Annotated in this window: 19 protein-coding genes and 1 pseudogene; 2 read left to right on the forward strand and 18 right to left on the reverse strand. The window is 35.5% G+C overall.

What is annotated here, in order from left to right:
- Positions 1-103 precede the first annotated feature (103 nt).
- The 9 genes from BK579_RS22695 to BK579_RS22735 form a co-directional block, all read right to left on the reverse strand.
- On the reverse strand, positions 104-2,056 hold the full coding sequence (locus BK579_RS22695) for an insertion element protein (protein ID WP_078549482.1): 1,953 nt from the start codon (positions 2,054-2,056) through the stop codon (positions 104-106).
- A complete protein-coding gene (locus tag BK579_RS22700; RefSeq protein WP_078550775.1) occupies positions 2,049-2,300 on the reverse strand; it encodes a hypothetical protein in 252 nt (83 codons plus the stop codon). The genes BK579_RS22695 and BK579_RS22700 overlap by 8 nt, the downstream gene beginning before the upstream one ends.
- 510 nt (positions 2,301-2,810) lie before the next feature.
- A complete protein-coding gene (locus BK579_RS22705; RefSeq protein ID WP_078549484.1) occupies positions 2,811-3,203 on the reverse strand; it encodes a rhodanese-like domain-containing protein in 393 nt (130 codons plus the stop codon).
- A 115-nt stretch (positions 3,204-3,318) separates the two neighbouring features.
- Positions 3,319-3,462, reverse strand: a complete 144-nt coding sequence (locus BK579_RS26575) for a sulfurtransferase TusA family protein (RefSeq protein WP_235848516.1) — start codon at positions 3,460-3,462, stop codon at positions 3,319-3,321.
- 171 nt (positions 3,463-3,633) lie between these two features.
- Positions 3,634-4,743 carry a GntR family transcriptional regulator gene (locus BK579_RS22715; protein WP_078549486.1) on the reverse strand — a complete coding sequence of 370 codons (1,110 nt, stop codon included), beginning with the start codon at positions 4,741-4,743 and terminating at the stop codon, positions 3,634-3,636.
- A 73-nt stretch (positions 4,744-4,816) separates the two neighbouring features.
- Positions 4,817-6,637, reverse strand: a complete 1,821-nt coding sequence (locus tag BK579_RS22720; RefSeq protein WP_078549488.1) for an ABC transporter ATP-binding protein — start codon at positions 6,635-6,637, stop codon at positions 4,817-4,819.
- Positions 6,634-8,358, reverse strand: a complete 1,725-nt coding sequence (locus BK579_RS22725) for an ABC transporter ATP-binding protein (protein WP_078549490.1) — start codon at positions 8,356-8,358, stop codon at positions 6,634-6,636. The genes BK579_RS22720 and BK579_RS22725 overlap by 4 nt, the downstream gene beginning before the upstream one ends.
- 376 nt (positions 8,359-8,734) lie before the next feature.
- Positions 8,735-8,950: a hypothetical protein gene (locus tag BK579_RS26180; protein WP_078549492.1), complete on the reverse strand. Its 216-nt coding sequence runs from the start codon at positions 8,948-8,950 to the stop codon at positions 8,735-8,737.
- An 85-nt stretch (positions 8,951-9,035) separates the two neighbouring features.
- Positions 9,036-9,380, reverse strand: a complete 345-nt coding sequence (locus BK579_RS22735) for a discoidin domain-containing protein (protein ID WP_204524754.1) — start codon at positions 9,378-9,380, stop codon at positions 9,036-9,038.
- A gap of 175 nt (positions 9,381-9,555) precedes the next feature.
- Here BK579_RS22735 and BK579_RS22740 point away from each other — a divergent pair, with 175 nt between their 5' ends.
- Positions 9,556-10,794 (forward strand): helix-turn-helix domain-containing protein, encoded by a 1,239-nt coding sequence (locus BK579_RS22740; protein WP_078549496.1) that lies wholly within the window; start codon positions 9,556-9,558, stop codon positions 10,792-10,794.
- Positions 10,795-11,178: 384 nt separating this feature from the next.
- Here BK579_RS22740 and BK579_RS22745 read toward each other — a convergent pair whose 3' ends face one another.
- The gene (locus BK579_RS22745) at positions 11,179-11,937 is read right to left on the reverse strand and encodes an SDR family oxidoreductase (RefSeq protein WP_078549498.1); all 759 of its coding nucleotides are present in this window, start codon (positions 11,935-11,937) and stop codon (positions 11,179-11,181) included.
- 203 nt (positions 11,938-12,140) lie between these two features.
- On the opposite strand from BK579_RS22745, the gene BK579_RS22750 reads away from it, so the two are divergent.
- Positions 12,141-12,728, forward strand: a complete 588-nt coding sequence (locus BK579_RS22750) for a TetR/AcrR family transcriptional regulator (RefSeq protein ID WP_078549500.1) — start codon at positions 12,141-12,143, stop codon at positions 12,726-12,728.
- A gap of 121 nt (positions 12,729-12,849) precedes the next feature.
- Here BK579_RS22750 and BK579_RS22755 read toward each other — a convergent pair whose 3' ends face one another.
- From BK579_RS22755 to BK579_RS22790, 8 genes and pseudogenes are all read right to left on the reverse strand, one after another.
- Positions 12,850-15,282, reverse strand: coding sequence for a beta-glucosidase family protein (locus tag BK579_RS22755; protein WP_078549502.1), 2,433 nt, complete (start codon positions 15,280-15,282; stop codon positions 12,850-12,852).
- A gap of 314 nt (positions 15,283-15,596) precedes the next feature.
- Positions 15,597-17,156 (reverse strand): annotated as a pseudogene (locus tag BK579_RS22760) (IS1182 family transposase); the annotation flags it as partial.
- Between the two features lie 205 nt (positions 17,157-17,361).
- Complete coding sequence (locus tag BK579_RS22765; RefSeq protein WP_078549506.1) at positions 17,362-20,112, reverse strand: glycoside hydrolase family 3 N-terminal domain-containing protein; 2,751 nt, start codon at positions 20,110-20,112, stop codon at positions 17,362-17,364.
- Positions 20,113-20,533: 421 nt separating this feature from the next.
- Positions 20,534-20,923, reverse strand: coding sequence for a methylglyoxal synthase (gene mgsA / locus BK579_RS22770; protein WP_078549508.1), 390 nt, complete (start codon positions 20,921-20,923; stop codon positions 20,534-20,536).
- 170 nt (positions 20,924-21,093) lie between these two features.
- Positions 21,094-22,110 carry a glycosyltransferase family 2 protein gene (locus BK579_RS22775; protein ID WP_078549510.1) on the reverse strand — a complete coding sequence of 339 codons (1,017 nt, stop codon included), beginning with the start codon at positions 22,108-22,110 and terminating at the stop codon, positions 21,094-21,096.
- 11 nt (positions 22,111-22,121) lie between these two features.
- Positions 22,122-22,754 carry a hypothetical protein gene (locus BK579_RS22780; protein ID WP_078549512.1) on the reverse strand — a complete coding sequence of 211 codons (633 nt, stop codon included), beginning with the start codon at positions 22,752-22,754 and terminating at the stop codon, positions 22,122-22,124.
- Entirely contained in the window at positions 22,747-25,212 is a 2,466-nt protein-coding gene (locus tag BK579_RS22785) for a beta-glucosidase (protein ID WP_078549514.1), read from the reverse strand. The genes BK579_RS22780 and BK579_RS22785 overlap by 8 nt, the downstream gene beginning before the upstream one ends.
- Positions 25,213-25,447: 235 nt before the next feature.
- Positions 25,448-26,329: a LysR family transcriptional regulator gene (locus BK579_RS22790; protein WP_078549516.1), complete on the reverse strand. Its 882-nt coding sequence runs from the start codon at positions 26,327-26,329 to the stop codon at positions 25,448-25,450.
- Positions 26,330-26,460: the final 131 nt, after the last annotated feature.

Raw genomic sequence — 26,460 nt, forward strand, 5'->3', positions numbered from 1 at the left:
ATGAAAAAAGTTCCAATTTAATTCCTTGGTAAACTGATAGTTTCAACATCTATATTTTAACATTAACGTAAATTTACAATTTACCTTCCGAGAAATATGGAAACTATCTTAGATAAATTATATCTTTTAGGTCAAAAACTTTGGCAGTAATACCTAAACGTTGTGCAGGAGTAAGTTCTTTGCCATCGGCAGATTTATAAGTCTCACAAAAGTTGTAGAATGTTCTTAGAATGGTCAATGCGTATTGTGCATACTTAGGATTGAAATTGGCATAGATATAACTCTTTCCATCGCCCCTTGCAGTCATCAAAGGTCTTTCAAGGATAGACAACCTTCTGCGAATTTGCTGGATAAAACTATTTGTGGCGTTATCATTCACATTCATTATCAGTTTCGCTATTTCTTTTGGTTCAAGTGAAGATAAATCAGTTGTACAATCCACTTTATGAAATCCTTTATCTCTTGATGCCAATGGGTGTGTTATAGGATTTTTCGCCCAATCGTTATAAGAGTGAGTTGGTGTTTGGATTTCATTATGAAACTGATGCGTTTCTAATAGCTCTTTTAAATATGAATAGGCTAATTTACGCAAGTTTTTCGTTTCGTATCCTCTGTGAAATCCCCAATCCAACAAATCGGATTTTGCATCTTCAAACTCTTCTAAACATTGTTTTCTGCTTTTGTTCTTATCAAGCAAACAGAGGAAGTGGTGTGCATCCGACATTCTTACTTCTTTCGAAAACACTCTAAAAAAGGCGGTCATTATAGAAGCATCATTATCGCTAATCATTCTCCATTCACCAGCTTGTACCATTTGTTTAATCAGCCAAAAGTGTGCCATTGTCGTATAGGTAGGATTAACGTGTAGTCCATCGACATACTGCATTCTTTTTTTGAATTCGTTAAATTCAATTCGATATTCGTGTGGTGTTTGGGTATCACTTTCCGTTGGTTCTTGTGGGTAATAAGAAAAGTCCAAGCGATTATTCTTCTTGCTGAAATCGTTCAAATGGTCTTCTTTATAAACCGCAGTATCGAGTTTCAAGTCTTCTACTGTCATTTCCCAATCATAAGCAACATCTGACCGAAAGACATATCGTGACACTGTATCAGATGATACAACTACATAGGTTTGCACCTGACTGTCTTCTAAGCCAAAATACTTTTGACCTCCTTGACCTTTCTTGCGAACATTATTTAGGTTATAGTGCATCTTGTCGGTATTTAACCACATTTCTTTAAATGTCTTATTAGTCAAAGGAGTTGTCTCATATTTTTCTAAGAATTCCAAGCAGCAACGGTATAGCCATTCTAATTTATGATAATAAGTGCCAACTCCGATTTCTAAAATATCACAAGTACGACTGATAGGCATTTTGTTTAAAAGTAATTTCGCAAACATCGGAAGAATATCATTCTTCTTTTGACGATAGGTGGTGGATTGACGTTTGTTTGGTAGAATACTTGTCTTTTTCTTACATACCTTGCATTGCCATCGTTGAGCATTATTCAATGTCTTTCCTTGTTTATAAAACTCGCTTGGCGTATCAAAAGGTGTTAGATGTCCAACAACACAACTATCCTTATGGAAGTTATATTCTGGCTCAACATCCTTAGTCTGATTGATACGAACAAGTCTTGAAATTTCTTCGGCAACTGACCAATTAGAAACAGTCATAGGACTACAATTTAAAGTCATACCTGTTGTTGGGTTAATAGGGTCAGGATTGCATCGCAATTTCTTTTGACTGTTCTTACCGCCACCCTCTAATTTATAGCGAGAAGGTTTCCCTTTGACACTATCAAATTTGACTTGTTCTTGACCGCACCATTTACAGAAAGGGTTTGTGCAAAAATTGTATTGTATTTTATGTGTATTTCCATTCCAATTGAATTCGATAGGGAGAAACAGCATATGATTATAGCGAAAGGCAAATTTCTTATCTGATAGGAGTTTATATTGTTCCTTTCTATCATTCAATTCTTCTTCATTAACAGGATTATGAACAACAACGATGCCATCTTCTTTTGTAGCCAATCGTTGTATTTTAGCCAAGTTTTTGTCCCTCCATTACATCCTCTAACCCCATTTTCTTCATCATTCTTTTATTATTCCGTATGCCATCAACCCATCTAAGAAACTCTTCGTCTTTGAGAAGGTTTTTTAAGAACATATCAACTACTTCGCTCTCACTATATTCACAGTATTCCGCATAGTTTTTCACTATTTCTCGGACTTGTTCAGAGATAAGCCAATCTACTTTATCAGCATTATTATTCTTTGGTTTAATGAATTGCACGATATTTTCACTCCTTTTAAAAGGTAGTAGAATTAGCATAATAATTAACACCTATTTTAACATCCTAATTTCTGCATTGACAACAATTATTGTCACCCTGTTATTTAGTATGCTATTTCCTATGCTATTTTATACCTGTTTTGAGTAAAAACATTGATATATCAACAAATATAAAAGACCAAATCGCTATGCGATTTGGTCTTGAATTTGTTATGTTATTTCCATTGTTTCTCCACAAAAACTGAACTACTTACAATTTATGATGTGTGCTTTTACATTTCACATATAAAGCTTAATCATTTTTCCAACTATTTTCTAACACAAAGGGGAAACAGCCCCTTTGTTTTAAAAGAATTTTTGGATGAATACGATAACTCCTACAAGGAGCTAGACCAATACCCCAGGTCATATAGTTGGAACAAATGACCGTGATTTTTTGTTATTAATTCCTCAGCTAATTTGTTCATAGTTCTCATTGTCTTTATCCAATAGGATCAACCTACCTTATTACTATTTTACAACTTCTCCTTGCCACGCTTGAATACCACCATTAACACTCACAACATTAGAATAACCATAATCTTTTAAGATGTTTGCAGCTTGAAGACTACGTTTCCCACTTCTGCAAAACAAAACGATTTCGGCATCTTTAGATAGACTTTTATAATCTGTCTTCAATGTGCTAAGAGGGATATTTTTCATCTCTTTAATATGACCTGCTTCAAATTCATGCGGTTCACGTACATCTACAAAGATTGTGTTACTGGAACTTTCGTCCTCTAATTTTTGTGCTAATTCAGTAGTAGAAATGGTTTTAATACTTTTATTTTCAAATTGGGTATAACCAAAATATAATATAAGAAATACAATTGGTAGATAGATTACTATAGTTTTAATCCTCAAAGAAACCCCTACTTTCGAATAATTTCTATTACCCCTCGGATTCGTTCCGAAGGCAATTTCAATTATAGTGTACGGACAATAATTTGCCTAGCACCGAACATTCTCCTTGTTTAAATCAATATTTGTTTCTAATCCAAAATTTAATTACTTTTTCACCTTGATCAATCTTCAACAAGGTGTGACCTGCATTCTTCGACCATGCGGGAAGATTAGCTAGTGCTCCTTTATCAGTTGCGTGAACCTCTAAAACTTGAAGCAAATCAATACTTTTTTAAAATTTTTTTATATAACATCATAACCATTATTTTTAAGAATACGAGTTGCTAAATAACTTCTTATGTTATAAAAAAAAATGAAATAAGTGCAACTATTGTTGAGTAATATTTTTAGTTTTAATAAAGTAACACCATCACTTCTTCTCTGGAATAATCTACTTATGCATTTGTTTAGTAGAATCTCGAATAATTAGTTCTGGTTCAATGACAATGGATTCTCCTATATCTCTCGCTTTTTTGTGTGAGCCGGCTACTTCTTTAATTATATCTAAAATCATCTTTGCAGCTTTCTCACCCATTTTACTCTTTGGATGTTGAATGGTTGTCAGTTTGACTTCCGTAACACTGGCCATAAAAGAATCGTCAAATCCTACAATTGAAATATCATCAGGAACTTGAAGTTTTTTTTCTCGAATCACATCAAGAAGTCTAATGGCTAGTTCATCATTATAACAAACAATTGCAGTTGGTAGGTCACCGTCAATGTTAAACTTCTCACGTAGAATTTCAACTGGCTTCGTTGATTTCTCTTCTGAATTATAGGTTACAATATTATGAGGATCAATCGTTACCCCATATTCTCGGTGTGCTTTAAGAAACCCCTTCATACGTTTATTACCCTGTATATCATCCGTTTTAAAAAAACCAATAATATTGGTGTGCCCAAGTTCAATGAGATGCTCTGTTTGAAGATACCCACCCTTTTCATCATCCATCGTAATGCTAAGTGGATCTAGTTCATCATAAAATGCATTGATCATCAAATAAGGGATATTTTGTCTCTCCAAATTTAAATAATCAATAATATTTATATTAAATAGAGCACTTTTTGTTGGTTCAATTATTATGCCATCAGAGCTTAATAAAATCTTTTTTAAAGCCCTTTGCTCACTATCGTGACTATTATTCGTGCTAAACAAACTTACATGATAACCATGCTGACTTAAATAGGATTCTGCTCCTCTGATGATAGAAGGAAAAATATAGTCTGAAATGGATGTTGTAATAATGGCTATATTCTTTTGATTACTTACATTCGTACTTTCTTCTTTAGTTCGATCTACACAAAACGTACCTGCACCCTGCTCTCTATATAACCACCCTTGTGTTACTAGTTCACCGATGGCAATGCGAACTGTGTGTCGGCTCACTCCAAATTGTTTCATCAATTCACTTTCAGTATATATTTTTTGATGAGGTTGAAATGTACCATCAAGTATTTTACACATAATCGCCTGTTTGACGGTGTTGTATTTAGTTCCGATATCTATTCACCCCCCTAACATCTTGAAGCGCTAGATATACATAGTCTTATAAACTATGTATATCTTAAAAATATTAACCCGGTTGGCTTACCGTCTCAAATTGGCTATTATACAAGTCAGCATAGAAGCCTCCTTGCTTAAGTAATTCGTGATGATTCCCATGTTCAATAATATCTCCATGGTTCATGACCAAAATCAAATCGGCATCCTTAATTGTTGATAGTCGATGCGCAATAATGAAACTTGTGCGATCTTTCATAAGTCGATTCATGGCTTTTTGGATATTCAATTCTGTTCGCGTATCAACACTACTGGTTGCCTCGTCTAAAATTAAGATTTTTGGATTTGAGATAATGGCTCTTGCGATTGTCAAAAGCTGCTTTTGTCCATGTGATATATTTGTTGCATCTTGTTTTAGCACTGTATCATAGCCTTCAGGAAGTTTCCGGATAAAATCGTCTGCATAGGCTGCATAAGCAGCTGCCTTTATTTCCTTGTCTGTTGCCCCTTTTTTCCCATAGGCAATATTTTCAGCAATCGTTCCACTGAACAACCATGTGTCTTGAAGGACCATCGCAAACAAACTTCGCGCTTGCTCACGTGACAGTTCCTGGAGATCTACTCCATCAATCAAAATACGACCACCATTTAAACCATAAAAACGCATAAGTAAATTGATTAATGTGGTTTTCCCCGCACCGGTTGGACCAACGATGGCCACTGTTTGCCCTTCTTTAATCTCTAGATTGATATCCTTCATTAAAAGGGAATTGTCATCATAGCCAAAACTCACATGATCAAATGTTACTTGTGCTTTTAGTTTTTCCAAATCTACTTCTGCATCTTTTTCTTTTGATTGTTCTTCTTCATCTAATATGTGAAAAACACGTTCTGCAGAAGCAAGGGCATTTTGAATCATAGTTGCAATTCCTGCTACCTGCATCATCGGTTGCGTGATTTGCTTAGAGTATTGTAGAAAGGCTTGCACATTTCCAATTAACAAATTTCCGTTAAGGACAAATATGCCTCCAACAATACTGACTAACACAAATCCTAAGTTTCCGATAAAGTTCATCATCGGATTCATAATACCTGAGATAAATTGAGCTTTTTGGTTAACTTTAGATAAATGATTATTCATTTCATCAAAACGTTCAATTGATTTTTCTTCATATCCAAATGCCTTCACCACTTGATGACCTGAGAACATTTCTTCCACATGACCGTTTACATCTCCGAGACTGTCTTGCTGTTGTTTGAAAAATTTCTGAGACTTAGAAAAAACAATTCGGATGACCAGGAAGCTTAGTGGTACCGTAAGAGCAATAATAACAGTAAGCATTGGACTTATGACAAGCATCATCACGATAATACCCACAACTGTAATGAGCGATGTAATAATTTGCGTTAATGCCTGCTGAAAAGAGTTATTGATGTTATCAATATCATTAACAGCTCTACTTAGTAGATCACCATATGAATGCTTATCAAAATATTTGATTGGTAATCTTGTGAATTTTTCAGTTACTTCTCTTCGAAGGGTCGCTACCGCACGTTGAGATACCCCTGCCATTAAGTACATCTGTAGAAATGAAAATAATGAAGAAAGCACATATAAAACGATTAATAGAACAACGAGCTCTCCGAGGAAACCAAAATCTATCGGACTTTTTCGTGTCACACTATCAAATATTGAAGTTGTTGCATCCCCTAATACTTTAGGGCTATAAACTGTAAATAAAGTTGAAATAACACTAAAAATAAACACGAAAAATAAAGTTTTCCGCTCCGGTTTTAAATAACTTGCCAAACGGCGTAGTGTACCTTTTAAATCCTTTGGTTTTTCCACTATTTTTGTATGTTTGGAGGAAGCAGACATTTTTCCTTTACTCATGATACTTCTCCCTCCATTTGTTGCGAAATAAGAATTTCCTGATAAACTTGATTCGTTTTTGAGAGATACTCATGTGTCCCTTTTCCAACCATTTTCCCTTCATCTAACACGATAATTTCATCAGCATCCATTATCGAGCTAATTCGTTGTCCAACAATGATTATCGTAGCATTCAGTTTTTCTTTCAACATACGTCTTAATTTCGCATCTGTTTTATAATCCAAAGCAGAGAAACTATCATCAAAGATAAAAATCTCAGGATTTCGAACAATTGCACGAGCAATTGATAGACGTTGCTTCTGACCGCCTGATAAATTAGAACCCGCTTGATGAATCATCGTTTGAATCCCATCTTCTTTTTCCTTTACAAAGTCTATGGCCTGTGCAATCTCAAGAGCTTCGTTAATTTCTTCTTCGGTCGCTTCCTTTTTTCCAAAACGTATATTTTCTGCGATTGTTCCGGTAAATAAAGAAGCTTTCTGCGGTACATATCCAATTTTCTCACGTAATTGTTTCTGTGACATGTCTTGAACATCGATACCACCGATCAAAATCCTACCCTCTTCCGGGTCATAAAAACGTGGTATAAGCTGAATGAGTGTTGTTTTTCCAGAACCGGTACTTCCTATAATTGCTGTTGTTTGTCCTGATATTACTTCAAAGGAGATATTTTGGATTGCCGGTTTTTCTGCTCCTTTATACCGGTATGTGACATTTTCAAATTGAACGAGTCCTTCCTGTACATCCAACACATTCGGTTCTGTCGGGTCCTTAATAATGGCATCCATTTGTAAAATCTCATTAATCCGCTTTGCAGATGCCTGTGCCCTAGGAATCATCATAAAGGCAATCGATAACAAAATAAATGCCATAAAAATCATTAAAGCATATTGTAAAAATGCCATCATATTCCCTACTTGCATAACTCCTTTATTAATTTGAATAGCTCCAAACCAGACTATTGCGATATTAGAAAAGCTAATGATGATTGACATTAATGGAAATAATAATGCCAACGTTTTGTTTACCTTTATTGCAGTATCTCGGAAATCTTCGTTCGCAATATTAAAACGCTTCTTTTCAAAGTTCACCTGGTTAAATGCTCGAATGACTCGTATCCCAGTTAGGCCTTCACGGATAACTAGATTTAATCGATCTGTCTTCTTTTGTAACAAGCCAAAAAGAGGGGTTGCTTTTTTGATTAGTAAAACGACTGCCAAGACGAGTATTGGAAGGGCCACCAGAAAGATTATGCTTAAGGTAGGTTCCATTATGACGGCTAGGATAATCCCCCCAACAAGCATTAATGGCGCTCTCGTTGCCATACCAAGTATTAAGCTTATAGCATCTTGCACTTGTTTGATATCATTCGTTGTTCTTGTAATAAGAGAGGCGGTACCAATCTTATCTAGTTCTTCCATTGAGAATCCTTCCACCTTCACAAACAATTCACGGCGGATATCTCTTGCAAAACAAACAGCCACTTTAGAAGTCAAGTATATACTCCCAATCGTCACACATATCGCTGTTAAGCTAAGCACTATCATCCAAACACCAGTCTTAATGATATAAGGGATATCTGAATTTACAACTCCAATATCAACAATATTTGCCATGAGAGTAGGAATAAATAACTCAAACAAGATACCAACTAATGTCAGTCCAGTGATTCCTAAGATTGACCATTTGTAAGGTTTAATAAATTTCAGTATGAATTTCATTGAAAACCACTCTTTTCTTATCAAACTTCTTAATTATGGACATTTTCTGTCCTTCTTTTTTTCTGTGCTTTTACTTAACAAAAATTATTTACACTGTACGTAAGCCGATATTTCATTTCTATATTAACCCTATTCAAATGATAAATATGGTAATTTCGTACTTTTTTTTGTAATTTCCTTTTGGTGAATAAATTTAAAACTTCCTCTTCCTTAAGCATACATGGAAAAGGCAGCATAGCGTTTTATAGAGTTATATTATTAAATTCTTCCGCCTTCATTACTTCCCCTACTGTTATCCCCTGTTCATTGAAAGAGTCTATTCTTACATATACAGGCTGAGCTTTTATTAAGGCACTTATTGTTACCTCATTACTGCCTAAAACCATATAACTATGGTACAGTTTATCTGGTGCAAAGCCCCAAAGACATTGTAACCAACTGCAGCTATGTCTTCCCACTCCACTGAAAAATCGAGTTCACTTTGGCGTTCTAATTTAACAGCTGCTGCTTGTTTAGGTAGTTCCCCCTCACCTTTACCAAACACTCTTAGACCAGAAATACATGCATTCTGATTATAAGGGAGTTCCTTCACCGTACACCGAATATAACGTACTTTAAGTCCATCCTCTCTTACAATTAGGTCGTGCGATAAATCGGTATCAGCATCCTCTTTATTTTCAATATTTATTCCCGTCTAGTGAACCTTCTAGTAACCATCTTGTAACATGTTGACGTTCATCTATATACCTTAGCATCGTTCCCTCACCCTGAAGGTTCGCTCCCTCTGGCAAAGATAGATTCATCTGATCATCTGCAAAATTAAGTTGAAATGCATGAACATTACAGATTTGCTGAAGATCCACTTCAAGCCATTCTCCACACTTATTTGAGGCTGCTTTCCACCAGGTTTGAACATTTTCATCAGTCGCCTTAAAAGCATCTTTTCCCTCAATAAATGATGAAGAAGTCATTATTCCCTTCAACTTGATGTGACGCAGTTTTAGCACTAATAATAAACTCACTTTTAAATTTTTTCATTGTCACACTTTCCCTTTCAGACTCGTTATGTAAGAGGAAAAAAAATGCTTTTATATTAATCCTCTCACTCTATCAAAAATTATTATGGTAATTATGTATTTTTTTTGTAAAATAAGTAATAGTTATTATTAGAATTATTATGAAGAAAGGAGTAAGCTGATGAACTTTCATGTTGAAACCACTAAAGAAATATGTGACCTTGTATCAGAAACATTTGATTTATCGGTTATATTCATAGATCCAAATTGGAAAATAGTTCATGAAAGCTTAACCAATCGGGCTTTAAATCCTCTTTATGTAAATAATAAACAAAGGTTTTTTAATCCATTACAATTTAACGCTACTAACCAATTTGATTATCCCGTCATTACGAAATCCGCATTTTCGGAAAAGTTTATCATATGTAGTATTTATACTAATAGATCCTTTGAAGGAACTGTGCTAGTTGGACCGTCTCTACCCAATCCAATATCAGATAAAGTTATAAGTGGATTAGTGCATGATTCACGATCATTTTTTTCTCGTAAAGAAGTCTTCGACTATTATAAATCAATTCCGATTATTGAAACGAAAAAGCTAATAAGCATTAGTACAATAATATTTCAGATGTTTAACCATATATTTCTTTCTCCAAAGACAGTTGAAGAAAAAAATAAAATACAATTGGATCTGAGTGACAAAATAGATAAAAATGAATTAGCCATTTCTGAAAATTTACAATCGAATCGGTTTCATGATCGAATTTTTGAAAAGACAATGTTAGAGATTGTGAAAGAAGGTAGAGTCGATGAAATAAAAAATCTTCCACAAAAGGAAGAAGAAGAATCCAGTATTTTGTCCAAGTCAAGTTATCTTCGTTCATTTAAAAATCATATAATAACTCTCATTACCCTAGCATCTAGAGCTTCAATCGAAGGGGGAGTACATGATGAAATTGCATTTGGTCTGCATGACCGATTTATCCTACAGGTAGAAGAATTAGATCGCCTAGATGAGATTAGACTATTAGCAAAGGAAATCCTTTATACTTTCGCTGAAAAAGTTAGAGAAGCGCAAAATGATCGTTATTCGAAAACAATTACCATTTGTAGAGATTACATTTACAGGCACCTTTACGAGGACATCACTCATGATGATATAGCAAATGAGGTTAAGCTTAGCCCTAAATATCTGTCTGCCCTCTTTAAAAAAGAAGTCGGGATAACTGTCAGTGAATATATTCAACTAACAAAAATAAATGAGGCTAAGAAACTATTAGCTAATAGTAAAACACCTATTTCTGAAATTTGCACATTGCTAAGCTTTAACGACCAAAGCTATTTTACGAAGGTTTTCAAAAAAGTGGCTGGAGTTACCCCGAAGCTTTACCGGGAAAAGCATCATCTACTTGATTCGTAAGCTTAATTATTAGGTATAAAAGGCCTTTGATACAACGCATCAAAGGCCTTTTACTTTTTTTAACAATTACACGAACACGTCCAATGTTTTGAACCTGGGTGAAAATATCATTAACATCACCTCGACGATTTAATTAGGCACGCAATACCGGAAAATATGTGCCTGAACGAGTAAAAGTATGATCTGCTTTTACAAAGGCAACATGATCATCAAAGGTGTTGATACATTCGCTTGACTAAACGCTTCGGTTTCGCCCTCAAAATTCCATTCTACCTTAATTAATCACCGGCATTCTAAACGCTCCTGTAGATAAGGTAGAATACTACTTTATAAAAAGGCACATCAACCAAGTCAATGTACCCATAAGTGATCAATTTATTTAAATTAAAAAGCTGTCCAACCAGCATCACCAGTAATAACTGTACCATTCACAAAACTTGATTCATCAGAAGCAAGGAAAAGAGCAATATTTGCAATTTCTTCTGGTTTACCTACGCGTGGATTGATCCCAAGTCCTGGTCGTATGCGTCCCATCCCGAAATGATTTACATTTGTCAATGTAGCATTAATGTTCGTTTCAACACCACCTGGTGCAATCGCATTACAGCGAATTCCATTGTTTGCATACATATAACCTGTATTTTTAGTGAATCCAACCACTGCATGTTTAGAAGCTGTATAGGCAGCCCCTGCTCTTGCCCCTTGAATTCCTCCAGCAGAGGCTATGTTAATGATGACTCCACTTTCTTTCTCTAAAAAGATTGATAATGCTTTTCGTGTAGATCGCATAACACTTGTTGTATTAATTGCAAATACCTTTTCCCATAGTTCATCTTCCATATCTCCAGCAGGTACAAAATTATCCATGATACCAGCATTATTTACTAAAATATCTAGTGTTCCATATGTATTTACAGCTGCATCAATTAATTGTTGAATATCGTCTTCTTTCGCTACATTTGCCATTACAGCAAATGCTTCTCCACCTTTAGAAACAATTTCATCTACGGTTAATTCAGCTGCTTCCATATTAATATCAGAAACTACCACCTTTGCCCCTTCTTTTGCATACGTAATTGCTATCGCTTTACCCATTCCAGAAGCTGCCCCTGTTACTACTGCTACCTTATTTTTAAGTCTCATTTTTTTCCCCCTCCACTATCATTTGAAGACGCTATCAGTTTTCAGTTCTTTCAAACAGATGTTGATTATTTTCAACCTATGTATAGTATAATTAATTACATTATGCTCGTTCAATAAGCAAAAACAGTTCAAAATGTTCATTAGTAAACAATAAAACTAGCATTTGTTTTATAAGTGAAATTATTGCACATTGGAGGCACTCTATGTCTAATAAAAATATTCATACAGATCGAAGAATCCTCAAATCCAAGAAAGCTCTAAAAGAAGCGATTATTCTATTAATGCACGAAAAAGATTTTAAGGAAATTACCGTTAAAGATATGGTAGAGGCTGCTAATTTAAACCGAGGTACTTTCTACAAACATTATCAATACAAAGAGGATGTTCTTGAAGATATTATCGATGAAGTATTAACAGACTTAATTCAGTCATATCGTGAACCATATAAAGATCTAGATACATTTGATGTTAACAAGTTAACCACTAATTCAATTAAAATCTTTGAACATGTACATAAATACTCCGAATTTTATAAGCTGATTGTAAGTTCAAGTGTATTAACCTCTTTTCAGCACAAAATCACTCATGTTCTAAAAAAACTGGCCATTCAAGAACTCCCTGGGCGCTTTCCTCATCCAACTATTAATAGGGAATTAATCGCAAGTTATCACTCCTATGCAATGTTAGGTCTGATTTTAGAACTCATAAATGATGGCTTTAAATATAGTTCTAGCTATATGGCTGAACAATTACTCGCCATTGTTAAAGGAAACGCAAGTATATCTAAATAAAATAAAAAAAGACCACGTTTGTGATCTTTAACAGTAATTGAGCCTTTTTTCTATTTAATAGCAGGAATAATATTCGCTTTATTTCTGCTTTATCTTGATATAGTATTTGTTACCTAAATTCTTAACCAACGACTTCTGACTTGGGATTGCGACTTTTTAGCAGCTTCCTTCTTTCCCTTAGGAAATGGCTAAAACCCTTAAAAAAGTGACCATTTGCAATCATTAATATCCCATCCACCATAGGCATATTCACCACGCCACCAGTCATTCTTGCAATGCCTCTGAAAGGTAGATGATAAATAGACATCATGATAAGGTTAGCAGCGTCCCGCCTACCCACCTTTCTCAAGTACCAATGCGCAAAGACAATTAAATAATAGCCAATTCTAGCTAATCCACCCTTTGCATACTGACATTGTGCAATAATATCGTTGTAACCTAATGGCTTTGAACGATCCCATGTAGAAACCGGTACTTTTCGTCCTAGAAGCGTTTCAAATTCTTCTTCACTTATTTTATTCGTTTTGCCCGTGTAATACGTAGGAAGCTTTTCTTTCTCATAAGGAATCGGTGCCCCCGTACCTTCTTTATAAAGGGTACCTAATAACCTAATATCTGCACTCGATGAACCAATCATAATGCTATATTCTGCTGCTTCGATTTCCCACTGATTAGTTTGAACATTAAAGTAGCGAAATGTCTTTTCATCAAAAGGGATTGTGACCATTTTAGACTCTCCTGCATTGATAAAGATTTTTTCAAACCCTTTTAATTCCTTTTTTGGCCTAAAAATATCTTTAGAATGACACCCAATATATAATTGAACAATCTCCATCCCAGCAGTATCGCCAGTATTTGTTACTCTAAATGAAACGCTATTTTTGTTAATTTGAAGATCAGAATACTCAAATGTTGTATAACTAAGTCCATACCCAAATGGGAAAAGAACATTTACATCTGCTGTATCATAGTATCGGTACCCAATAAATAATCCCTCTCGATATTCAACACTTGCTTCATTACCTGGAAAATGGTGAAATGATGGTGAATCCTCATAACGAAGTGGATAAGTTTCTGCAAGTTTACCTGATGGATTCACATCACCTGACATAACCCTAAGAATAGCCCTCGCTCCTGCTTGTCCACCTAAATAACCATGTAACAAGCCTCGCACTTTACTAATCCAAGGCATTTCAACTGCAGAGCCACAAGATAGAATCACAATAATATTCTGATTCACTTCATGTAAAGCGTCTAATAATTCTATTTGGTTCTCGGGGATTTTCATACTATGCCTGTCTAGTCCTTCTGCCTCCGTAGCCTCATCTAGACCTAGATATAATAGAATAACATCCGCTTTTTTTGCTAGTTCACAAGCTTCATCAATTTTTTTCTGATTTTTCTTTCCATATCGTTCAAAACCAGGTTCAAATCCGATGCTAACTATACCTGATTCTTCAAAACAATCCATGGTATGATCTAAAATGGTCGGATTTACTATGGATGAACCAGCGCCCTGATAACGAGCATCTTTTGCAAAATCTCCGATTACTGCAACCTTTTTTCCAAATTTAAGAGGTAAAATGTTTCCTTCATTTTTAAGTAGTACAATAGATTCTTCCGCAACTTTCTGTGATACACGGTGATGTCTTTCTACATCAAATTCAACATGAGGACGTCGAAAAGGCTTCTCTGTTGTAAAAATAAGATCAAGTAATCGATCTACACACTCATCTAAAACCTCTTCATTGATTCTTCCAGATTTAATTGCTTCTACAATTTCCTGATCAGTTTCTCCTCCTGTTGTCGGCATCTCTAACTCATTACCAGCGAGTAGGCCTGCTAGACGATCATTAGTTCCTCCCCAATCAGTAATCACTACTCCTTTATAACCCCATTCACCGCGGAGAATCTCGTTCATCAAATGTTGGTTTTCGTTAGTGTAGGTCCCATTTAGCCTATTATAGGAAGACATTATTGATTTGGTCTTACCTTCCTTAACAGCAATTTCAAAAGCAGTAAGATAGATTTCCCGAAGCGTTCTTTCATCAACAATTGTATCAATGGACATCCGTCTTTCCTCTTGGTTGTTAGCAGCAAAATGCTTTACACAAGCCGCTACTCCATATGACTGGATACCTCTTATATAACTTGCAGCCATCTTACCAGCAAGATATGGATCTTCACTAAAATACTCAAAATTTCTACCACATAAAGGGTTTCTCTTCATATTAACGCCAGGCCCTAGCAGAACATTAACCTTTTGTGCAATGGCTTCTTCTCCAAGATACTCTCCAACTTTTTCACCCAGCTCAGTGTTCCAACTATTTGCAACAGTTGCGGCTGTTGGATAGCAAGTGGCTGGTCTCCCAGCATTTAGGCCCAGTTTGTCTGCAGCAACTGCTTGTTTTCTAATTCCATGCGGTCCATCAGCAAGAAATATACTATTAATACCAAGACGTTCGATATCCTGAGTTTGCCAAAAATCTTTTCCTGACATTAAAGATGCTTTCTCTTCTAACGTCATTTCTGCAATTAACTCTTTGTATTTCATCTCTATTCCTCTTTTGTATTTCTGGCAATCCCCAAACAGAGGTACCGCAAATACCTTTTTTTTAATATTGTGTTTTTCTAGATAAATCACACTATAAAATATTCTACTATAGAATCTATAGATTTTCTAATACTTCTTACTATGTTATATTATGAAATACAAACGCTTTCAGAACATATGAAGGTCTTTACTCTTCATATTAAATTGAGACTGGGACAAATAGTCTCTATAAAGTGAAAAAAAGTGAAATCGCGTCGTCGATTTAACTTTTTTCACTTTATTTTAGACGTTTATTATGCAAGAGCTTACGCTCTTGCCAAATATTTTCGTATATTCACTGCCATTAAAGCAAGACCTGTTTCGTTATCGACTTTTGATTTCCCACGAACCGAAAATCGTGTGAAACCTAAATTAGCCTTCAAGAATCCAAAAACTGGCTCCACGTCTGTTTTTCGTTGACGGTAAATCGTTGCCGTTTCTTCTTCTGAAAGCTTCGTTTTCACATATTCTTTTTGTTGTTCCCATTGCTCATTGATCATGAGCTTACGATTTGTACCTTCTTCCGCTTTCGTACATAACGATCTTACCGGACAGCCTGTACAGTCTTCGCATTCATACATTTTGAATTGGCGTTGGAATCCTGTTTTATCCGTACGTTTTGAATGGTACCGGAACGTTACCTTTTGTTCATTCGGACAAGTAAACGAATCACTTTCTTCATCGTATGCCCAGTTACTTGTTTTGAACGGGTCTTTTTGGTGTTTTTTCTTTTGTTCGTTTAAGTAGTGATTATACGTTATGAGTGGTATGCGTTTGCGTTTTGTCAGAATATCATCGTAATTTTGTTCGCTTCCATAACCGGCATCTGCAACAATATATTTAGGTAACGAAAAGAACTCCTTTTCAATTCGATCAAGGAATGGGATTAGTGTTTTGGTATCCGTTGGGTTTGGAAATACATCGTAAGCCAGTGTGAATTGTCCTTCTGTTGCAATTTGAACAGTGTAGCCAGCCTTTAGTTGTCCATTTTGCATATAGTCATCCTTCATTCGCATGAAGGTTGCTTCGCGGTCTGTTTTCGAGTAGCTATTGCGTGTGCCCAGTATATCAAAATCCTTTTCATACTTCTGTTTACGCGTGATCCAATCGTATATTTGTTTTACCATTTGTTTTGGTGACTTTCGTTCACTTCTTAGCTGTTTACGCTCCATTACATCGTCAGATGTTTCAATCTTTTGTGTATATCCATCAACAACTTCATCTAATTTTTCAGCGATTTGAGTTAACTCCTCAATGGACAGCTGCTCGTCATTTTCTTTTTGTATTTCAGGAATGATCTCATTTTCAAGCAGTTCATTATAAAACTGATTCGACTTTTCTACGAGACTTGAATGAAACTTTTCAATGGCCTTTTTCCATACAAACGTGAATTTATTGGCATTGGCTTCGATTTTGGTGCCATCAATAAAAATCGCTTCTTGATCAATGAGTTTCTCCTGTACTAATTGGCATCGAAACTGCACGAAACACTGACGTATTAATTCCTTCATTTCGGAATTGACACGGAAACGGTTTATTGTGCGATAACATGGCGTATAACCTTGTGCAAGCCACATCATACGGATACTATCGCCCAAAAGTCCTGCTATTTTTCGACCAGAGAAAGTTGATTGCGTATAACCACATAAAATAATTTTCAGCATCATACGTGGGTGATAAGGTGGACAACCGGTATGACGAGTAAATGAATCGAAGGCTTTTTGCGGTATACTTTCGACTAAATGGTGGATAGGAAAGGCAATATCATTATCTTGTAATTTCATTTCTAAATCTAAAGGCAAAACCATTTGATTCATGTTATAATTTTTAAACATAAGGATCCTTCTTTCAGATAGAATTTGGTGTGGTAACTTTATTTTATCAGAAGTGGTCCTTATTTTTTACTCCAAAATAATCAAAGCCGATGAAATTTTACTCTCGTAAAATTTCATCGGCTTTTTCATTTCAGAGATGGGTTTTGTCCCAGCCTCAAACTTTTTTTAAAAAACAAGCCTAGCAAATTTTAGATAAATGGATTTATTATTCTTTACCATCCATTTTCCAAGTACGTGAAACAGCGTAAAGTGTATTCTTACTCGCTCTTTGTAAGTTCTTAATAGTGTTAATTTGTGTAGCAGGGTCGTTTGCTGCGTCTAACCAAATTTTACTGTTGTTTGCTCCCCCCATCCATATTGCCATAACATCTAGAGAAACGTCTCCACCTTCATAAAGCATTTGCATAGGGTTCATATGTTTATACATATGAGCATCAGTTACTACTAAACCTTTAAAGCCCCATTCATTTCTAAGAACTTGATTTAGTAGACCTTCATGTCCACCTGCCCATTTTAAACCAACGTAGTTGAACGAAGACATCACACCAAGACTGCCGCCTTCTTTAACAGCAATTTCAAACGGCTTAAGATAGATTTCTCGAATTGCCTGTTCATTAGACCAAGTAAAGAGTGTTGAGCGAACTCCATGTTCACGTTCATTTAAAGCAAAGTGTTTAATATAAGTGATTACACCCTTTTCAGTAGCTCCCTTTACCACTTGTGCGGCAATTTTACCAGAAAGCACGCCATCTTCACTATAATACTCGAAGTTTCTACCATTAAATGGTGTTCTATGAATATTCATTGCAGGAGCAAACCATCCACTATATCCAAATGCTTGTGCTTCTGTTCCAACACTTGTTCCCATTAAAAACCCTGCATCAGGATTCCATGTAGAAGCAGTTACACCAGGAGATGGATACGTAACACCTACTCCTTCAGTTCCCATAATAGGACCAGAGTATACGTTTGAAGCTATAGCCATCGTACCATCAGGTTGTAATGTTCTTGGTACTCCAAGTCTTTCAATCTCAAGCAGTTGATATGCACCTGTACCACTGACGTTAGTCAATTCTTCAAGTGTTAGTTGTGAAACAAATTCATCCCACTTTGGATCATTATAATCAACATTCACCATATCTGAAAGCATAATTGGTTTTTCTAGTTCTTGTCCATATTTAGGCATATCGTCTGCAGTAAGACCTAAGTCTTTATCAGTTGGTACTTCATAAGTTATTGCATCAAGAGTTTCCTGTGTTGCGATATAGTCAGATTCTTGAGGTCCTGTAAATGCTCGACTATTTTGATTCCACTCTCTTGTTAAATAATCATCAATATGATGTGCATCCTCAAATTGGTTAGTAGCAACTTGAAGATCTGTAGATCTACCTTCGTTATCAGCGTTATATACGATATTGTTGTCTAAAGTATATGTTTCTGAGTCAAGTTTTGTATGAGCATCATCCATAAGCATAACCTCATAGTCACCAGCTTCAAGAACATACGCCTTGTTTTCTTTATAATCGTAAGATGCCATGTCCTCTACATTAAATGTAAGAGAGTAAATTTCCGTTTCATTAGGCTGAATTTCGTTTGTCTTTTTAAATTCTACAAGGTTAACTGTTGATTTTTCAATTGCACCCGTATATGGAGGATTATAATAAATCTGGATAGCATCCTTACCTGGCACATCTCCCGTGTTCTTAACAGCTACACGGACAGTAACCTCATCATTTTCTACATTCATTTCCACTATTTCCTTCTCAAAAGAAGTATAGCTTAGGCCATGACCAAAAGGAAATACAACTTCATCTTCATAATTGTAGCTTTCATCAGTAGCATGACGAGTTTCATAGAATTTATAACCTACATAAATTCCTTCATGCATCTGAGTAAAGTACCCTATATCTTCTTCTTTTTGTGTTAAAGGATTGACCGCTTTAGGTGCATTTGTATAGTGATTGAAGCCTTCTGCAAAGGTACCATCCTCTTCAAGTTTCATATAGTTTTGGGCTGCTGGCATACTTGTTACATCCGAAACCCATGTATCTACTAAGTGACCTGATGGATTTACCTTACCATTTAAAATTCTGGCTAAAGACTTTGTACCAGACTCCCCGGGGAATCCGATCCAGATAACACTTTTAATTGAAGGATATTCGTCTAAAAATCCTAGTTCCATTACATTAGTTGAATTAATGACTAAAACAACATTTTCAAAGTTCGAACTAACAACATCAACCATATCTTTTTCTTCTGTTGTAAGTTGAAGGTCGTTCGGACTTAACTCTTGCATTTCTCCACCACCACGGCCAACTACAACCATCGCTGTGTCAGAGAAATCTTTTGCATGTTCAATAATCGTTTTTCCATCATTATATAATGATGTATCTTCATATGCGCTTTTAGGTACTTCAGGAAGGATAAGGTTTGTAGCTTCCCCTAAAATTTCAGAATCACTTCGATTTTTAGGTGCCGCTGTTTCTTCTATTGTAACCTTACCTTTTTTATAGAAATTATAATGAAGGTATAATAGGTCTTGATTTAATTCAAAGTTCCCATCACTACCTTGAAGAGCATCTTCAAGTTTAATTGCATTTGTAACATCAGTTGCTGTTGAACCACCTGAGTTAAATAAAGTTACGACAGATCTTGTTCCAAAAACGTTAATTTTCGCTTTTTCTTCTTCAGAAGTTGCGATTGGGAGGAAGTTGTCGTTGTTCTGCATTAATACAAATCCCTCATCAGTAATCTTCTCTATTGTCTCTACAGCTGAAGAGTACGAAAGTTTTTGTTCTTCCGTATCACCCTTGAATTTTGCAATAAGCCAATAACCTGAAGACGTTATCACAAATCCGTATACAAGCACTCCTGCCACTAAAAGAAATAGTGCACTCAAGGAGATAAGTATATTTCTTTTTTTCTTACTCATCTTTGTTTTTTCTGAATTCCCCATATGATTTCCTCTTTCCTTTTTTCTCTATTGTTTTTCCAAATCTAAAGTTTATGGTTTCGCTTTCAATTACAACTAAATTTTTTTAAGTGCCACTGTATTCCCTTTCAAAAATCCTGTACTACACGTCCTTCCTTTTGATTGTTTTTATCAAATCAGGTATTTGTTTTTTTATCTTACATATTAAATCTACCGCATTTCGACAATAACATCTATCAACCATAAGTTAGGGGGCGTAAACTTTTTGTTTATAGCCTAAGAAGCTGAATATATAAAAGGCTAGTCCATTATAGGGAATGGCCAACTAAACCTATGTTCTTTCAGGTCGTATTGCAAAATAGTTCTCTTAATGAGTTAGTACTATCTCTCATTCAGTTTCTTTAAATCTTCCTTTAATTAACATAATATCTCGCGAAAGCATGAGTTAGATCTCACGCCATTGAAATGCCCCATTTTTAAGTCCGTGTATCAACACTTCAGCTGTTCCCATATTAGTCGCTAATGGTATGTTATATACATCACATAAGCGGAGTAAGGCGATAATATCTGGTTCATGAGGCTGTGCAGTAAGTGGATCTCTAAAGAAAATAACTAAATCCATTTCATTATCAGCAATCAAGGCTCCAATTTGCTGGTCTCCACCTAGAGGACCAGATTTAAAGCGGTGAATCGATAGACCAGTAGAGTCCATAATTCTTTGACCTGTCGTGCCAGTGGCATATAGTTGATGATTGGACAATATCGGTTGATATGCTTTTGAAAAAGTAATTAAGTCCTGCTTTTTGTTATCATGTGCAATTAATGCGATCTTCATCTTAGAAACTCCCTTATATATATTTCTTTAAACATTTTTGGAATATTCAATTAAATACTTCGAAAAAAGAAGGTGCTTAAATCTCTTCATTTAGGCACCTATTGATATAGAGAAACTTATAGACTAATTTTTTTAAAAAGTAAAACCCTATGTTGGTATGTTGGTAAAGATTAATTAAACCCTACTAATTTTTGTGTTATCTTATATGCACCAACAGAAACACTTCGCCCTGCACGTCCTGGTAAATTTATTAACCTTCCCATCATACCGTATCTGAGATCGTGGTATAACTCTAGATCTCTATTTTTAATATAGTTCCATAGCTCTTTTTTCTTTATAAGGTTTTCAGCAGTTCCAGACCGTATCAGCAGAATAGCCGAAACGACTGTGACAATTTCCAAATGTCTAAGCATATAGTTACGAAGCTTTGGGCTTGTGATTGAATCTAAGTCTATATGATCAATCATCATTTTGTTGACTTTAATCTGCTGGTCTATTCTTTTGATCATGATACTCTCTTGAACAGACTGATCTTCCCTACCTATAAAGTATCTATAAAAGTCAACGTTGATATAGATTATTTTCTTAACATGTTTAAATGGTGTATATACGTATAGATTATCAACATAAAAAGTATGTTTCGGAAGTTCGAGTCCACACTCCCAGAGTAACTGAGTTCTATATATCACTGAATGCATTAAGAGATACTGTCCTCTGCGGAATTGCTTTATGTCATCCCAGGTAAAAATAGTCCCTTCAGGAAGCACATTATCGTATTTCATTACCTTTTTATAGGTTGAACCTTCTTTTTCATAAACGAAATTACTAATAATCATATCAACCGATTTTGATTCTACTACTAATTCTTTTAATGTATTTAAGATTTTCAAATATGCTCTTATATCAACCCAATCATCGCTGTCGACTACCTTAAAGTAAAGTCCTGTAGCTTGACGGATCCCTGCATTCACTGCTTCTCCGTGCCCTCCATTTTCTTGGTGAATTGCCCTTACGATAGCCGGATATTTAGTTGCATACTCGTCTGCAATTTCCGCAGTCTTATCAACGGAGCCATCATTCACTATCAGTAACTCAACATCTTCCCCTCCTGGTAGTAGAGATTCAATGCAGTATCTCATATAATCCTGTGAATTATAACAAGGTATAACTACTGATAATAATTTCATAGCACACTTCCTTACTTTTCCTGATTTAGTGGTACTTGTTTGAAGATAATTTTAAATATTGGGAAGAATACCCAGAACGAAATAGCACTGTTGATTATCATTGTAATAATATCTGCGGCTGTTTCTCCTAATGAACCCATTTCCCACGTGTTTATTAACAGGTTATAGATTGGCGCTTTATAAAAACCTTGTGCAGCAGCTGCACCAATTGTGATTACGATATAGGCAATAAAATACCAAAATGCAGCCTTCCAAATATTGCTGTTAGATTTAAATGTAATACTTCTTTGAGCAAAGAAGTTAAGAACCTGTGCAATCAGAATGGATAATTGAACCGCAAGGAAATACGCAAGTCCACCTCCACCACCCGAAGTAAGTCCACCTGCTGCATAATCAAACACATAGTAGGGTGTTCCATCAAAGTTTTGTCCTAAATGCAAAACCTGGAAGCTAGTGCTTACCAATGTTGTCTGTGCAAAAATACTCTTAAAAACTGGCATTAATATAACCTGTAATACTGTAATCCCATTACTTAGCATAAAAAACACTAGAAATTGTGCTGTATTCGGATGTTTTTCTTTGTATCTCCCCCAGAAGCCCCTTGGTCCTGCAGTCATTTTATTTTTATGATTAGCATTATCCATTCTTCTGCTCCTTCATCGCCTGTGCTTGTGTTATATTTTGGGCTTTAACACCCTTCAACATTTTACTTCTTTCCTTTAGTACATGTCGGAGACCTTTAAAGAAGTGGCCGTTAACCATCATCAAGATACCATCAAGCATTGGCATATTGATAACACCACCTGTCATCCTTGCGACACCCCTAAATGGCATATTATATATCGACATCATGATAATATTTGCCGTGGTTCTTTTCCCTATTTTCTTAAGGAACCAATAAGCAAATTTAATCGAATAAAACGTAAATCTAGCAAACGTTCCTTTTGCATACTGACACTGAGAAATCGTGTCATTATAACCAAGTGGCTTAGAACGATCCCATTTAGAAACAGGTACTTTACGACCTAAAAGTTGTTCAAATTCATTTTGATCAATTGTGTTTGCTTTAGAGGCACTGTAATATGATGGTAGCTTCGCCTTATCATATGGAAGTGGTGCACCTGTTCCCTCAACAAACAGTGTATCTTCTAATTTGATATCCGCACTTGATGCTCCAATCATTAAGTTGTATTGGGCTTCTTCAATCTCCCATTGATTGGTCTTTACATTAAAATAACGGAACGTCTTATCATCAAAAGGTATGCTGACTGTTTTTGTTTCACCAGCTCCAATTAACACTTTAGCAAATCCTTTTAATTCTTTACTTGGTCTGAAAATATCATCTGATTTACAACCAACATATAGCTGAGCTACTTCCATTCCAGCGACATCCCCAGTATTTGTAATACTAAAAGTTACAGCATCCTTACTTACTTGAAGGTTTGAATATTCAAAGGTTGTATAACTGAGTCCAAATCCAAATGGGAAGAGGACATTAACTTTAGCTGTGTCATAGTAGCGATAGCCAATATATACACCTTCTCTATACTCCACGCTAACTTCTTTACCGGGAAATTGGTGATAAGCAGGTGTATCCTCATAACGTATCGGATAGGTTTCTGATAGTTTACCAGAAGGATTTACAGCTCCTGTTAAGACTCTTAGGATCGCTTGTGCTCCAGCCTGACCACTTAGATATCCATGAACTAAGCCTTTTACTTTAGTAATCCAAGGCATTTCAACTGCAGCACCACATGAAAGAACTACCACAATATTCTGGTTAACTTCGTACAAAGCATTTAATAAATCGAGCTGATTTTCAGGTATTTTCATATTTTGTCGATCTAGACCTTCTGCTTCAGTTGCTTCATCTAATCCGATATATAATAGAACAACTTCCGCTTTTTTCGCTAAGGCACATGCTCTACTTATTTTGCCCTGACTTCTCTTACCATATCGCTCAAATCCTGGCTCAAACCCAATATTCACTAAACCTGAATCTTTCAGGCACTGTAATGTATTGTCCAGTTTTGTGGGGTTAACAATTGATGATCCTGCGCCTTGGTAACGCGCTTGTTGTGCAAATTCTCCAATTGTAGCTACCGTTACACCTTTTTTAAGTGGTAATATATTTCCTTCATTCTTAAGAAGGACAATGGATTCTTCGGCAACCTCTTGTGCTACTTGATGGTGTTCTTCAACATTAAATTCTTGTTTATAACCGTTTTTGTATACATCCTCTGTTGTAAATATTAAATCTAACAACCTGTCTACACATTCATCAAGAACTTCTTCTTTTATTTTCCCACTCTTAATGGCAGCAATAATTTCCTTATTTGTTTCACCGGCAGTTGTTGGCATCTCTAACTCATTACCAGCTAAGAGTCCTGCTACACGATCGTTGCTTCCACCCCAATCTGTCACAACAACTCCTTCATAATTCCATTCATTTCGTAAAATATCACGCATAATATGCATATTTTCATTCGTGTATTCACCATTCAACATATTGTAGGCAGACATCACTGTTTTTGTTTTGCCTTCTTTAATGGCAATCTCAAAAGCAGTTAGATAAATTTCTCTAAGTGTTCTCTCATCCACTATCGTATCAATAGACATCCGTCTTTCTTCTTGATTATTAGCCGCAAAATGCTTTACGCACGCCGAAATTCCATGTGATTGGATCCCTCTAATATAAGCGGCTGCCATTTTCCCTGCATGATAGGGATCTTCACTAAAATACTCAAAGTTTCTCCCACATAAAGGATCTCGCTTCATGTTAATACCAGGTCCTAGTAAAACATTTACTTTCTGTGCAACAGCTTCTTCACCAAGGTATTCTCCGATTTTTTTACCTAATTCCAGATTCCAGCTGTTTGCTACAGTAGCTGCCGTTGGGAAGCATGTAGCTGGAACACTAGCGTTAAGACCAAGATGATCTGCTGCTTCAGCTTGTTTTCTAATCCCATGTGGTCCATCTGCAAGAAAGATACTATTTATCCCTAAACGCTCAATATCTTGAGTTTGCCAGAAATCTTTCCCCGACATCAAAGACGCTTTCTCTTCTAAAGTCATATTTTTTATTATTTCAATATATTTCATTTTTTTATTACCTCTTTTTTAATCGGTATATAATGAGTAGAACCGATACATATTTTGTTGTTTATTCCTTAAAATAAAATGCTTTCATTTTTATTTTTGGCTATTTGATAAGGTTTTCATGATCTATTTAAACTTAACGTATTTATTCGCAAATGACTATCAACCAAAAGTTTAATGGGGGTAACTTTTGGTTGATTACATAAAAAAATGTCGATTTGATAGCGCTTTTGGCATATCAAATCGACATCAACTTTTCTTTTATATAACTCTTAAATAACCCTAAAGCCTTAGACTGAATACCACCTTTTCTAAAAACAAGGTAAACATTTTGTGGTATTTTTTCCTTTAAACGTAAAACTTTTAAATGCTCATTCTGAAATTCTTTTTCAACGAAATCGACTGAGATACCTACAACTCCACTCATTTCACATAATCTATGTGCAGACATTATATTACTATATTCGTGAACAACATTAGCTGTAAATCCAACTTCCAAACATTTGACCAAAAAACTATGTTCTTTCCCTTTTTCGACAGACCTTATTACGATTGATTCGTTTTCGATCTCTGATACTGAAATCTCATCTTTAGCCGCTAATGGATGTTTGTTAGCAACGACAACAACCACTTCTCCATGTGCGATTAGTTCATATTCACAGTTGTCTAATTCATTATTACCTGTAACGATCCCTACATCTACTTCTTCTTGGACTAGCTTACCTACAGGATGCTCATCCGGGAGCTCTCTAAGCTTAAGTTGTATATCAGAATTAAATTCAGTAAACTTAAATAAATAATCAACAGGAAAGATGGATGTTGTAGAATCTGTAACCACAACACTTAGGACACCCTTCCTCCCACTTAATATTCTAATTTCTTTTTTTATATCTTCCATGAGATAGATGATGTGTCTTGCTCTGGCGTGTAACAACTCGCCAGCTTCTGTTGCCTCCATACCACGTGGACCTCTATAGAATAACTCTGTCTCTAACTCCAGTTCTAGTTGTTTTATGGTTTTACTAATTCCTTGTGGAGTGATATATAAGTCCTTCGCCGCAGCTGTGACACTTTTTTTCTCATATACTTTTATGAAATAATCCAAAGCTTCTGTATTCATTTTTGTTCCTTTCGTTTGTTAACGAACCAAATAATATTGTTAGTATAGCATATTTTATTTTATAGCATTCTTATTTTGCAACTAGTTCCTAAATGTTTTCTCGCAAATTAGATACTTGTTTTCCATAAAGT

Origin of the sequence: Litchfieldia alkalitelluris (assembly GCF_002019645.1) — a bacterium.
Lineage (GTDB): Bacteria > Bacillota > Bacilli > Bacillales > Bacillaceae_L > Litchfieldia > Litchfieldia alkalitelluris.

What these genes read in the sequence shown, in the direction of transcription:
- BK579_RS22775 (WP_078549510.1), bottom strand. Translation starts at nt 22,110, where the DNA reads ATGAAATTATTATCAGTAGTTATACCTTGTTATAATTCACAGGATTAT.
- BK579_RS22780 (WP_078549512.1), bottom strand. Translation starts at nt 22,754, where the DNA reads ATGGATAATGCTAATCATAAAAATAAAATGACTGCAGGACCAAGGGGC.
- BK579_RS22785 (WP_078549514.1), bottom strand. Translation starts at nt 25,212, where the DNA reads ATGAAATATATTGAAATAATAAAAAATATGACTTTAGAAGAGAAAGCG.
- BK579_RS22745 (WP_078549498.1), bottom strand. Translation starts at nt 11,937, where the DNA reads ATGAGACTTAAAAATAAGGTAGCAGTAGTAACAGGGGCAGCTTCTGGA.
- mgsA (WP_078549508.1), bottom strand. Translation starts at nt 20,923, where the DNA reads ATGAAGATCGCATTAATTGCACATGATAACAAAAAGCAGGACTTAATT.
- BK579_RS22765 (WP_078549506.1), bottom strand. Translation starts at nt 20,112, where the DNA reads ATGGGGAATTCAGAAAAAACAAAGATGAGTAAGAAAAAAAGAAATATA.
- BK579_RS22720 (WP_078549488.1), bottom strand. Translation starts at nt 6,637, where the DNA reads ATGAGTAAAGGAAAAATGTCTGCTTCCTCCAAACATACAAAAATAGTG.
- BK579_RS22755 (WP_078549502.1), bottom strand. Translation starts at nt 15,282, where the DNA reads ATGAAATACAAAGAGTTAATTGCAGAAATGACGTTAGAAGAGAAAGCA.
- BK579_RS22740 (WP_078549496.1), top strand. Translation starts at nt 9,556, where the DNA reads ATGAACTTTCATGTTGAAACCACTAAAGAAATATGTGACCTTGTATCA.
- BK579_RS22750 (WP_078549500.1), top strand. Translation starts at nt 12,141, where the DNA reads ATGTCTAATAAAAATATTCATACAGATCGAAGAATCCTCAAATCCAAG.
- BK579_RS22725 (WP_078549490.1), bottom strand. Translation starts at nt 8,358, where the DNA reads ATGAAATTCATACTGAAATTTATTAAACCTTACAAATGGTCAATCTTA.
- BK579_RS22790 (WP_078549516.1), bottom strand. Translation starts at nt 26,329, where the DNA reads ATGAATACAGAAGCTTTGGATTATTTCATAAAAGTATATGAGAAAAAA.